The 11,657-nt window shown below is 63.9% G+C and carries 11 protein-coding genes; 5 read left to right on the forward strand and 6 right to left on the reverse strand.

Going from position 1 to position 11,657, the window contains the following annotated elements; genetic code table 11:
* Positions 1-51: 51 nt before the first annotated feature.
* The 3 genes from QME70_11300 to QME70_11310 all read right to left on the reverse strand — a co-directional run bounded on the left by QME70_11300 (position 52) and on the right by QME70_11310 (position 4,201).
* The gene (locus QME70_11300) at positions 52-903 is read right to left on the reverse strand and encodes an ABC transporter permease (protein MDI6895161.1); all 852 of its coding nucleotides are present in this window, start codon (positions 901-903) and stop codon (positions 52-54) included.
* Positions 900-1,841, reverse strand: coding sequence for an ATP-binding cassette domain-containing protein (locus tag QME70_11305; protein ID MDI6895162.1), 942 nt, complete (start codon positions 1,839-1,841; stop codon positions 900-902). Before QME70_11305 ends, QME70_11300 begins: the two co-directional genes overlap by 4 nt.
* A gap of 944 nt (positions 1,842-2,785) precedes the next feature.
* Positions 2,786-4,201 carry a hypothetical protein gene (locus tag QME70_11310; protein ID MDI6895163.1) on the reverse strand — a complete coding sequence of 472 codons (1,416 nt, stop codon included), beginning with the start codon at positions 4,199-4,201 and terminating at the stop codon, positions 2,786-2,788.
* A 148-nt stretch (positions 4,202-4,349) separates the two neighbouring features.
* On the opposite strand from QME70_11310, the gene QME70_11315 reads away from it, so the two are divergent.
* The 5 genes from QME70_11315 (at position 4,350) to QME70_11335 (ending at position 9,620) form a co-directional block, all read left to right on the forward strand.
* Entirely contained in the window at positions 4,350-5,012 is a 663-nt protein-coding gene (locus QME70_11315) for an NAD/NADP octopine/nopaline dehydrogenase family protein (protein ID MDI6895164.1), read from the forward strand.
* Positions 5,013-5,156: 144 nt separating this feature from the next.
* The gene (locus QME70_11320) at positions 5,157-6,761 is read left to right on the forward strand and encodes an ABC transporter substrate-binding protein (protein ID MDI6895165.1); all 1,605 of its coding nucleotides are present in this window, start codon (positions 5,157-5,159) and stop codon (positions 6,759-6,761) included.
* A gap of 72 nt (positions 6,762-6,833) precedes the next feature.
* Positions 6,834-7,775, forward strand: a complete 942-nt coding sequence (locus tag QME70_11325) for an ABC transporter permease (GenBank protein ID MDI6895166.1) — start codon at positions 6,834-6,836, stop codon at positions 7,773-7,775.
* Between the two features lies 1 nt (position 7,776).
* Entirely contained in the window at positions 7,777-8,613 is an 837-nt protein-coding gene (locus QME70_11330) for an ABC transporter permease (protein ID MDI6895167.1), read from the forward strand.
* Positions 8,614-8,726: 113 nt separating this feature from the next.
* Positions 8,727-9,620: a class A beta-lactamase-related serine hydrolase gene (locus QME70_11335; GenBank protein ID MDI6895168.1), complete on the forward strand. Its 894-nt coding sequence runs from the start codon at positions 8,727-8,729 to the stop codon at positions 9,618-9,620.
* 260 nt (positions 9,621-9,880) lie between these two features.
* Here QME70_11335 and QME70_11340 read toward each other — a convergent pair whose 3' ends face one another.
* From QME70_11340 to QME70_11350, 3 genes are all read right to left on the reverse strand, one after another.
* Positions 9,881-10,249 carry a hypothetical protein gene (locus tag QME70_11340; protein MDI6895169.1) on the reverse strand — a complete coding sequence of 123 codons (369 nt, stop codon included), beginning with the start codon at positions 10,247-10,249 and terminating at the stop codon, positions 9,881-9,883.
* Positions 10,250-10,312: 63 nt separating this feature from the next.
* Entirely contained in the window at positions 10,313-10,504 is a 192-nt protein-coding gene (locus QME70_11345; GenBank protein ID MDI6895170.1) for a hypothetical protein, read from the reverse strand.
* Between the two features lie 235 nt (positions 10,505-10,739).
* Positions 10,740-11,030 (reverse strand): hypothetical protein, encoded by a 291-nt coding sequence (locus tag QME70_11350; protein ID MDI6895171.1) that lies wholly within the window; start codon positions 11,028-11,030, stop codon positions 10,740-10,742.
* Positions 11,031-11,657: the final 627 nt, after the last annotated feature.

The raw sequence follows: 11,657 nt of genomic DNA on the forward strand, positions 1-11,657 counted from the left end.
CGGGCCGGGCAGAATAATACCCGAGCGTCACCGGCGCGGGCGGCGGACAGGTCAGGCCATGCTGCGGCGGAACAGGGACGAGGCTGCCACCGTCATGAGGAGACCGCTCAGGGCCAGGACCACCAGGCCCCGCGCCAGACCAGCCCAGTCCCAGCCGCTGAGGAACAGGGTGCGCATGGGGTTGATGGCATAGCTGAGGGGATTCAGCACCGCCAGCCTCGCCAGCCACGAGGGCATCATGTCCAGGGGCATCATGGCGTTGGAGGTGAACATGAGGGGCATGGTCAGGAAGTTCACCACTGCCATGAGGGCCTCGTGGCTGGTGAGCACCGCCCCCAGGCAGAGCGAGATCCCGGCGAACACCTGGCTGAGGAGCACGGCCAGCAGGAGGAGCATGGGCACCCCCGCCACTCCGGCGGCGAAGCGGACTCCCATGGCCAGGGCCAGGGCAAATATCACCAGGGCCTGGAATGCGGTCTGCACGGCGATGGCCAGCATCTTGCCCGTGACCACGGCGGTGCGGGAGATGGGGGCGGCCAGCAGCTTCTGCAGGTAGCCCAGGCGCCGGTCCCAGACGATTCCCATGCCCCCGAAAATGCCTCCGAACAGGGTGACCATGGTGACGATCCCCGGGGCCATGTAGTCCAGGTAAGAGCGGGCGGGGAATCCCGGAATGGCCGCTATGCGCTGGAACATGTTGCCCATCAGGGCCAGCCAGATGAGGGGCTGGATCAGGGTCATGAAGATGCGGATCTTCTGCCCCCACAGGCGCTTCAGCTCCCGCCAGCATATCCACCAGGTATCCCCCGGCAAGGTACTGCCGATTACCATGCCCTTTCCCTCCCCGTATGCCTCTGTCACGCCCCCGGAGGTCTTTCCGTACGCAAGCCCCGTGTCCGTCATCGCCGCACCCTCCTCACGGCTCTCATCATGCGGTGGTAACCGGCCGCCCCCTCTTCCTCGCGCAGCTGGCGCCCGGTATAGCGGAGGAAGACGTCATCCAGCGTCGGGCGCTTCAGCGCCACCGAGTCGACCCGTACCCCCCGCGAAGACAGGAAGTCCAGCAGCACCGGGGTGGCCCGTTCCCCTTCCCGCACCACCAGCTGGAAAGTACCGTCCGCCCCGGGCTGCACCGACTCCACCAGGGGCAGACCCCCTATGCCCGCCGCCAGGTCGGGAGCGGCCGCCGCCAGGTCAGGAGCAGCCGCCACCCCCGCCAGGTGGATGGTGATGAGGTCCCCGCCCAGGGAACGCTTGAGCGCCGCCGGCGTGTCCAGGGCCACGATGCGGCCATGGTCGATGATCGCTACCCGGTCGCACAAGCGGTCGGCCTCCTCCATGTAGTGGGTGGTGAGGAACACGGTCACTCCGTGCTCGTCTCTCATCCGCCAGATGTATTCCCAGATGCGGCTGCGGGTCTGGATGTCCAGACCCAGGGTGGGTTCGTCCAGGAAAAGCAGCCGCGGCCGGTGGATGAGACCGGCGGCGATATCGAGCCGCTTGCGCATCCCACCGGAGTAGGTGGCCACCGGCCGGTGGGCATGCTCCTCCAGCTCGACGGTGGCCAGCACGTCGGCGATGCGCTCCCGCAAGACCGCCGGTGCCAGGTGGTACAGCCTGCCCTGCAGGTAAAGGTTCTCCCGCCCGGTCAGGCTCTCATCCACCGCCACGTCCTGGGACACGTATCCCAGCTGCTGCCTCACCCGGTGGGGTGAGGCCGCCACGTCGCGACCGCACACCATCGCCCGCCCCGACGTAGGCCGGATGAGGGTGGTGAGCATCATGATGGTGGTGGTCTTGCCCGCGCCATTCGGACCGGGGACGCAATCCGAAACATTCACGCTCACCCTAGCCAAGCAAGTGACGATATGGCCGAGGACGCCTGCTCCCCCGAAGAGCTAGCCCAGGGCGATTGTACCTCTATCAACTATCAACGTGGCCGAAGGCAGCCCCGTGTCGCCTGGTCAGCGCGCACAGCGCCTCCCGCGGGGCAGGTTTGGGGGTGCTTCGCCGTGGTGGTATTGCATATTATAGGTGCGAAACCACATTACGCTGCTCGACAAGGTTGGTACGCAAGTGGATCTTGCCCGCCAGCACCAGAAAGGCGCGTATCAAAAGATGCTACGTCCGCAGCATTCAAGTTCACGGAGCGGTGCTTCCCCACCTCCGGGCTGTACGGGCTGGAGATCGGCGAGAGGATCGGGTCGAGCCGGGAGGTTAGGGACTATATCGCTGCGCTGGACAAGACTGGCGCACAAGTTCTCGGATGTACCGAAGCGACACGAGAAGGGCCGTGCGCCAGAAGATGTCGCAAATGTCCATTCGACTTCACCGAGAGCCGGCTGCGCACCTCCGCGCTGTACGGGCTGTGCGAGGAGCACCGCACTGTCTTCTCGTTGATGCCGAACTGCGGCGCCATCGCCTTGGCCATGGCATGACTCTTGCTGCCAGGGTCAGTTTGACCCCGAGACCAACTTCTGTGCGCGAACCCCACGGGAACCTTCTTCTCCCACTTATAGGCCACGCGGGAAGCGAACGAGATCTTTGGTAGCAGTCCGCAGGTGGGCGACGGTGAGAGAACTTTAGTGGTGGTCATGACGGCCGCCATCGTACTGGCGGTGTCCTGAGTCTTACTAGCTGAGCGGGCCACGCGGGCTCTGGGGCATCCCGCCGTAGCCCTGGAGCGGGCTTCGCAGCCGCCGGTCGGCTTCCGCCAGCCCTGAGCGCACTGCGCAGCCGGCCTGCGGGCGGTGCTGGAGCCACGGCGTGCGGTATGACAAAGGGGCTAGCCGGGCGGGGGAGAGTGGCGGAGGGAGAGCCGGCCGCCTATGTCCAGGCGGTAGACCAGGCTGGGCCGGCCCCGGGGTGGTTGTTCGACCTGCACGACGGTTGCCAGTCCGGCCTGCGCCAGGTGTTGGAGGATGCGCCGGGCGTTGCGGGGCGTGATGCCCAGTTCTGCAGCTAGTCCCCGGGCGGTAACGACATCGCTGCGGGTCCGCTGCAACACCGCACGCAACCGATTGACGGTGGTGCTGCTCAGGCCGGCTCGATTGGCGACGTCGATTACGGCCGGTTCGGCCCGCCGCGAATACTCCAGGCAGTCGGGTCGGCCCAGGGGGCCGACCTGCGCCCCATCGTCAAAGCAAACGAAGGCACAGTCGCCCCCATGCCGGATGGCCAGGTCGAGTGCGACGGTGGCGCAGCGATGGGAAGTCTGAGCTGTGCTACCCACCCCGAAGCCGAAGCTTACCGGGGTGGCAAGGGTTTCCCGGATGACTTCGAGTATGGGCAGGGAACGGAATGAGGCCGTGGCCTGCTCCAAGGCGCCGCGTGTGGTGAACAGGACGAACTCGTGGCCCTGCACCGGGAAGACGGAAGCTGCCAGGTCACCGGCAAGGTCAAACAAGATCTGCAGGAGTTTGAGCCGGGCCTGGCTCAACTCGCTGCCAGAGGCGGCCCCAGCTGCCATGCCCCGCGTGGTTGCCCGGCCATCTCCCCCGGTGCCACGACCGGCGGCCCCTCGGCCAGGTGCTACGGTCGCCACCGGGTTCGCGGCGTCGGCCAGACGGCACAGACCCACGGCGATTTGCGCTGCTTTTGCCCGCAGGGCGCGGGCTTCCAGCACTGCCCTCAGCAGGGCCTCTCTGATGGCGTGGGTGCTGGGCGTGCAGCGGAAGACGGGTACGCCCGCCTCCTCGAGGGCTGCGAAGGCCGTGCGGAGGAACGTCACCGCGGCCCGGGTCTCCCCGCGCTGCCACAAGCGCAGGTGGAAATCCACCAGTTCGCGGCGTGGGACGGCACGGGTGATCTCGAAGGGATGCACGCCGCCTGGATCCAGGCCGATCTCGCCGTACGCCTCCCGGATCTCGGAGCGAGAGAGGGTATCTACGCTTATGCGCCCTATGTCGACACCCCGGTGGGCCATCTGCGCCAGGGTCTTGTGCAGGGATGACCCCGCGTGGGAGCTCACATATACAGTGGGTTTGGGTAGGGGGAACCCCCTCCGCTCGGTCACGTAGTGATAGGGCCAGTTCCCCGTGAAGAAGACGATGTCGATCTCGTCGAGGTGAGATTCCAGTACCGACAGCGCCTCAGTTTCCTCGTCGTAGGGGAGGGGGACCAGCGCGAGTTCCGGGAAGTCACCCGCCATCAGGCAGGTTCTTTCTACCATGTCGTGGGGGCCCACCACTCCGGTGACCACCGCCGAAGCCGCACCTCCCCGGCAACGCGACCCAGAGCATGATGCTCCTTGCTCGTGCAGGAATTCTGCGCCCGCTGGCGAAATCCCTCCCGTGATAGGGAAGTTCTACGGCCGAGTGACCGTAAGTCCTCGAGGGGGCGGATGTCCCGTGGGCAGTTACGTGGTGCGCAGGGTGTTGCAGTTCACCCCCGTGTGGGTGGGGGTGGCTGTGCTGGTCTTCAGCACGGTACACCTGATGCCCGGCGACCCCGTGCGTGCGATGACGGGCGGGCGGCCCCTGAGCGCTGCGGCCGTGGCCCGGGTCATCCACCGGGTGTTCGACGAAGTGAATAGGGTTGCGGGTGCGTACAGGACGGAGGTGCTTGGGTACGAGGATCGTGACTTCAGCAGCACCGGGAACATCATGGCGATGGCTTTGCAGGTCCCCTTTTACACCCTTGGTGTGACCGCCCAGATCAAGGGGCCCAGTTCCGTGCGCGACCGATACATTACGGACGACCTGCCCCAGGGTTTGGCTCCCCTCTCCCGGCTTGCCCACAGGGCAGGGATGAACAAGCCGCTGATCGCGGCCTTCGTTTCCCTAGGCTCGGCCGTGTGTGATCGGGATTTCCGGTCGGAGGGGAGGACGCCGGCGAAGTTGGGAATTGATCACCTTTCGGCCGATGAAAATCGAGCGCCTGGTGCGGGAAGGTCTCTACGTAGGTGGAAACCTATAAGGTGTCATGAAGGAATTGCCTGGAACAAGCGTGTGGGAGGTGAATCCGATGATGAACGGGCGATTGTAGTTTCAGGCCCATCGTGGGCGTATTAGCAGACCAGCCCGACAGCAGCGTTGCACGAGCGAGCTTGGGCGTCTATCGGAGAGTGGGAGATGTCGAGCGACAGCGGTGGTGGCGCAGGCAACTGTATCGGGTAGTTAAGCTCATGAAAGGAAAAGGGAAGGGAGGGTAACTACATGGGGCGGCTCAAGCTCAAAGCGGTGGCCCTGTTGGTCGCAGGGGTTCTAGCCGGGACGTGTATCCTCCCCGGGTGTGCGCAGAAGCCCCGAGAGGCCAAGCCCGGGAGAGGCGGCGCCCTCACGATTGCCATTCCCCAGGACCCTGTTGCGCTCGACGTCCACCGCACTTCCTGGGCTGACATCGTACACAGCCTTATCTATGACCCCTTGCTGACTCTGGACCTAGATCGCAAGTACGTGCCCCAACTCGCCGAGTCGTGGAATGTCTCGCCCGACGGAAAAGAGATAACCATCAAACTGAGGAAAGACGTCAAGTTCCACGACGGCAAGCGACTGAACGCCGAAGCGGTGAAGTTCACATACGACCGCCTCAAGGACCCTGCCATGGCGGCCCCCTTCGCCGGGCAGATCGGTCCCCTGGAACAAGTGGTGGCAGCGGACGAGTACACGGTGAAGATGGTGTACAAGGAGCCCTTTGCTCCGTTCTTTTACGTCATGGACTCCGCATACCTAGGGATCATGTCGCCTGAGGCGGTAAGGACGCTGGGCGACAACTTCAACCGCTCTCCAGTCAGCACCGGACCCTTCATAGTGGAAGAATGGGTCCCCGGCGACCACCTGAGTTACAAGCGCAATGAGGACTACCGGTGGCCAGCACCGTATTACGAGAACCGAGGACCGGCGTACTTCGAGAAAGTGGTCATGAAGATCATTCCGGACGAGAACACGCGCGTCCTGGCCCTGGAGAAGGGCGACATCGACATAACAGACGTACCGACCACCGCAGTGCCAAGGCTACGTGGGAACCCCGATGTTACCCTGCACGAGACGTTAACGGAGCAGCTAACTTACCTGGGATTCAACTTCAAGAAGTACCCGTGGACGGAGGCGCCAGTGCGCCAGGCGATTGCCCACGCCATCAACCGGGAGGAAATCATAACCCAGGCCCTCGAGGGGATGGCTGTACCGGCATGGGGCCCCCTGGTCCCGGCCATGTCGGGGTACTGGGAAGGCATCAAAGACTACGCGCCCCAGTACGCCCCCGACAAGGTCAAGCCGCTGCTCGCCCAGGCGGGATGGGACAAGGTGGACTCCGAGGGTTTTGTCGTCAAGGACGGCAAGCGCCTTACGCTGGACATCATGACCTATCCGGAGCCTGACTGGGTGCGGGTCGGCGAGGTGGTGGTATCTCAGCTTCGCAAGGTCGGGGTAGATGCGCGGCTCAAGACCGTGGAACGCGCTACGCTCCTCGCCTCGACGCCAAAAGGCGAGCACGACGCCATCCTGATTCTATACGGCTACCGGGACCCCGACATACTATTTTACTTCTTCCATTCGTCGCGTCTCCCCACCACCAACCGCTGCCATTACGTAAACCCGAAGGTGGACGAGTTGCTCGAGCGGGGACGCACTACCGTGAACCCCGACCAGCGGACGGAGGTTTACAGGGAAGTCCAGATAACAATCATGCAGGACGGAGTGTGGGTGCCGCTGTATGTGCCCAAGGCCGTGACCGGCGTCCGGAAGGAGGTCAAGGGGTTCAAGGTCCATCCAGTGCACGGCGGCTGGTTGCTGCATGACGCGTACAAGGAGATAAAGTAAGCCGGAGGCGGGGAAGGGATGACCTCCCTTCCCCGCAGATCACCTGTGACCGACGGCAGAGGAGATGCCGGATTGAGGCGGTATATCGCACGTCGACTGCTCCTGGTCGTACCCGTTCTGCTTGGGGTGTCTTTGCTGACTTTCCTAATGATCCACCTGACGCCCGGCGACCCGGTGCAGCTCATGTTGGGCGATCAGGCGACTCCCGAGGCCATAGCGCTGCTCAAGGCCAAGCTTGGTCTCGACCAACCCCTGCACGTGCAGTTCGGACATTATCTCATAAACATCTTACACGGTGATCTGGGTGACTCCATCCGCACCAACCGCCCCGTGATGGAAGAGATAGGAAGCAGGTTCCCGGCCACAGTGGAATTGACCGCCCTATCGACTGCGATAGCCATCACCCTGGGCGTGGGGATCGGGACAATCGCCGCCATACGCCAGAACAGCCCTGCGGACAGCGGCTCCATGGTTCTGGCCATCGTCTGGGTCTCCATGCCGAGTTTTTGGCTGGGCATTATCCTGCAGCTCCTGTTCGCCGTTGAGGTTCCCTGGTTCCCCATCTTCGGTCGCTCAACCCCCGTCTTTACGCTGGAGTGGATCAAGAGCCTCGTCCTTCCCGCCGTCACCCTGGGAGCCCGGAGCGCCGCCATCCTTGCCCGGATGACTCGCTCGACCCTCCTGGAGGTGATACGGGAGGATTACATCCGTACGGCCCGGTCCAAAGGGCTTACCGAGCGGGTTGTCATCTACCGGCACGCGCTCCGGAATGCCCTGATCCCAGTTACCACACTGGCCGGGCTCCAATTCGGCGCCCTCCTGGGTGGAGCGTTCATCGTAGAGACGGTGTTCGCGTGGCCTGGCGTGGGCCGTCTGGGCGTGCAGGCCATTTTCATGCGCGACATCCCCGTGGTACAGGGCATGGTCTTGCTGGTGGCCCTAATGTTCGTGCTGGTCAACATGGCGGTGGACTTGTTCTACGCATATCTCGACCCGCGCATAAGGTACGGGTGACATGCGGAATTACACTCGCTTCCTGAGACGACTGCGGAGGAACCGGGGTGCCGTCCTGGGCAGTGTCATCGTAGCATGCTTTCTACTGATGGCACTGGCAGCCCCCTGGATAGCACCCCACGATCCCCTCGAGCCCAACGCCGCGGTCAGGCTGCAACCGCCGAACCCGCGGCACCTCATGGGCACGGACGAACTGGGACGTGATATTCTGTCACGGGTCATGTTCGGAGCGCGTGTATCCCTCACCGTGGGCCTGATCTCTGTGGGCATTTCGTGTGTTTTCGGAACCGTACTGGGTCTCGTGGCGGGGTTTATCCCTTCCCTCGACAGCCTCATCATGAGACTCGTGGACGTGATGCTGGCATTCCCCGGCATGCTTCTGGCCATCGCCATTGTGGCCATGCTGGGCCCGGGCCTTTACAACGCCATGATCGCAGTGGGCATATTCGGCATCCCGGATTACGTCAGGGTGGTGCGGGGATGTGTCCTTTCCGTCAAGGAGAACCAGTATGTGGAAGCGGCCAGGAGCCTCGGATTGCCAACCCCCGTGGTCCTGTATCGCCACGTGCTGCCCAATGTGTTCGCACCGATTATTGTGCTGGTGACGTTCGGTATCGCCAGCGCCATTCTGTGGGCTGCAGGCTTGAGCTTCCTCGGTCTGGGGGCGCAGCCCCCGTTCCCCGAATGGGGCCTCATGCTCAGCCAGGGTCGCCACTGGATCCTGCGTGCGTGGTGGGTCGCCACTTTCCCGGGGCTGGCTATCACCCTCGTGATCCTGGGCTTCAATTTGCTGGGGGACGGCCTCCGTGATGCGCTCGATCCGCGCCTCAAACAGTAAGACTGTCCGCTAGGCCAGGCGGACCGACCCCCAGCCCGGACGACCGGGGCATGCGGTAGCCGTTCGAGTTGCTTCGTAGGAAACGTTGGCATATCGAAGGGGGCAGAGCAGGATTGACAAGGGAACTGACCTCGCAACTGCGCTCGGTGGTTACCTCCATCTCCGGGATAGTCGGGCTTGCTGCCCGCAACCTGGGCACGGGAGAGGAAGTCCACATCAACTCCGGCCTGGTTTTCCCGCTGGCGAGCACCTTCAAGGTACCGCTTCTCCTGGAACTGCTTCGCCTAGCAGAACTCGGTAGCGTCGACCTAGGGGCGAGGTTCAGCCTCTCACCGGAGGCCAGGGTCTTCGGCTCTGGCGTGCTGAAGGAGCTGGATCCCGGCCTGCAACCGACGGTGCGTGATTTGGCAGTGCTGATGATCATCCTCAGTGACAACTGGGCTACAGACATGCTGGCGAACGTGGTGGGACTTGACAACGTTAACCGAACGCTCAGAGTTCACGGTATAGAGGAGGTTAACGTGGTCCTCAACTGCACACAGATCCTTGCCAGAGCCGCCGGGATCGTATCCGACAATCCCAGCGCGGAGGAACTGGAACTGGCCCGCCAGCGCCTGGAGGCCGCCGAGTTGCCACCGGACAGCCCGGCTCTCAGCGAGGGATCCGACAACAACGTGGCCACCCCGCGGGGTTTCGCGTCCCTCCTCACCATGCTTGCAGAAAGACGCTATGTCAGCCCCTGGGTGTGCGAACAGGCGCTGGACATTATGAAGAGGCAGCAACTAAGGCAGCGCATCCCCCTGTTGCTCCCGTTGCGGGTCAAGGTTGCCAATAAAACCGGGACCCTGGGACCGGTGCGCAACGACGCAGGAATCATCTTCGGCGCGCGGGCCACGGTAGCGCTGGCCGTGTTCACCAAGAAAGTGGCCGATCCCATCGCGGCCGATCGAGTCATTGCCGATTGCGCGCACCTGCTCTTCGAGGCCTGGGCTGGCTACGAAGCCTAAGGTGGCTGAAGAAGATCCGTTCGGACCGTAGCAGGTCCCGGGGCGGTGAGACGGTGGGAACTAGTACTACTCCGTTAAGTTGGAGCATACTGCCATCTTAGTTTATGACCGCACACCGCACACCGGCCAGTCCCCGTTGCCAGCAGCCGCTGCATCTCTTCACGCACTCGGGGTATCGTCCACGATTGGGATTCCCTCCCACACCCAGACGTTTTTGGTGGAGCAGGCCTCTGCCACCAGAAAGCAGAAGGCTATCATGGTCAGGGGCGGTTCTCCTCGAAGTAGAACTCCGCGCCCGTGACGAGGCGGGAGTAGTCGTCCAGAAAGGCGATGAGGTAGGCCTGGCGCTTCTTCCTCGCGTCGCCGGGGTCGGGCAGGTACAGGGTGTGCTGGCAGTCACCCTGCCAGATGGCGTTGCGGTGAGGCGCCTCGAAGCGGCGGAAGCTCACCGGTTTGCGGGCGGCGTGGCGGGGTACCTCCCGGGCCAGGTGCCTGCCCAGGGTTGAGCGTTTGAGCAGCCCGGGCGGCGCCTCCCCGGCCAGTTCCAGGATGCTGATGACCTGCCGCACGCTGCGCTCGGGGACCTCGCGCTTGAGCAGTACCGCCTTCCCGAGTAGTTCCGAAGGCACTTTCCTGGCAGGACCCACGTCCGCCCTGGGGTCGGGCTTGAGGTCATCCAGGCCCCGCTCCCGCTAGGCACCCAGCCACCGTTCCAGGGTGCGCATACCGATGGTGGTCTTTTGGCTGTACGGGATCTCGTAGCGCCGGGAGGCGGCTTCGCGGAGCAGGCGCGCCTGCTCCCCCCGGCCGATCTCCCGGGTCAGAAGTGGCGCGATCACCCCGTAGCGGAAGAGGGCGATTTCCAGGGCCTGTCTTTCGTCCATGCGTGCATCTTCCTCCTTCATCGCGGGCGCTGGCACCGTTCTACCACGGCGCAGCGCCCAGTGGCGCAGACATGTTTTGTGGAGGAGAAGGCACGCAAGGGGCCAGGAAACCGGGGCAAAAGCCCCTTCAAGCGACCGCCTTCCAGTTGATGGGTTGAACCGGGCGCAGGGGCAGCGCGGAAGAGGCCAGGTTACCCGCTCCGGTTACCAGAACGGCCACCGGCCCCGGTGTGGCTCACAGGTACTGGCCGGTCCCGGCAGGCAGCAGGCGCACGTTCACAAGGCCAAACAGACCAGCGGAGAAGGCCGCTGCACTCGCCCCCAGGGCCATCGACACCTGCCGGTACAGATCAAGGAGCCCGAGCAGCGTCCTCAACGGCCCCAGCTTGGCTCGCAGCCCGGCTGCGTACCAGGAGAGGTCCCGGCCCGGAGACAACTCCAGTAACCGGGCGGCAACGGCCGCACTCACCTCGCGGGCCACTTCCTGCGCGCGGTGCACCCACCGCGTCACCGTCCGCGCCGTCACGCAGCCCACCCCCGGGGGCCGCCACCATCTGGGCCACCTGGGTAAGCGGTAGACCCCGCCCCAGGTGCAGGCGTATGGCTGCTTCGCGGACACAGGTCAGGAACTGGGCGTGGGGCCGTAGAAAGGGAGGAAGCAGGCTCACGGTGAGGCGGCAGTCCGGGCACCGTAGACGGTAAATGGGAAGCCAGAACCTTTGCGTGCGTGTCGCCACCCAGCGGTGAAAGGAGCCATGTTGCCACATCCGCCGGCCGCAGTTGGGGCAATTCGCGAGCACCCGCGGACTACGGCAGCCCCATTCACGCAGATACCGCTTGACGGTATTCGCCAGAGGTAGTACCCTAGCCGTGGTGTTGTGGCGCGGACCCCCTGGGGAATCGGCCAGCGAAGCCCACACCAGGGGGTCTACCCTTTCACCCCCACCCGGAAAGTCATACCCTACCCAACTACGACAGAACTCTCTCTTTCCCTCTTCTTACCGCCAGCAAGATGGAGCAGGGTTCCCTAAATCAGTGTTAAATACCCCGGGCAGAAACATCCACCAAGGGCCACAGCTCCCAAAAACTGAGTTTATACGTAAGCGTCAAATAGCGCCCACCTCCGAGAACGCCCGAGGTGAACATCACCAGA

It is taken from the genome of Bacillota bacterium (genome assembly GCA_030019365.1).
Classification (GTDB): Bacteria; Bacillota; Sulfobacillia; order JACIYH01; family JACIYH01; genus JACIYH01.

Bases quoted from the DNA above. Each gene is read 5' to 3' on its own strand.
- QME70_11300 (MDI6895161.1), bottom strand. From the start codon at position 903: ATGACGGACACGGGGCTTGCGTACGGAAAGACCTCCGGGGGCGTGACA.
- QME70_11320 (MDI6895165.1), top strand. From the start codon at position 5,157: ATGGGGCGGCTCAAGCTCAAAGCGGTGGCCCTGTTGGTCGCAGGGGTT.
- QME70_11345 (MDI6895170.1), bottom strand. From the start codon at position 10,504: ATGGACGAAAGACAGGCCCTGGAAATCGCCCTCTTCCGCTACGGGGTG.
- QME70_11330 (MDI6895167.1), top strand. From the start codon at position 7,777: ATGCGGAATTACACTCGCTTCCTGAGACGACTGCGGAGGAACCGGGGT.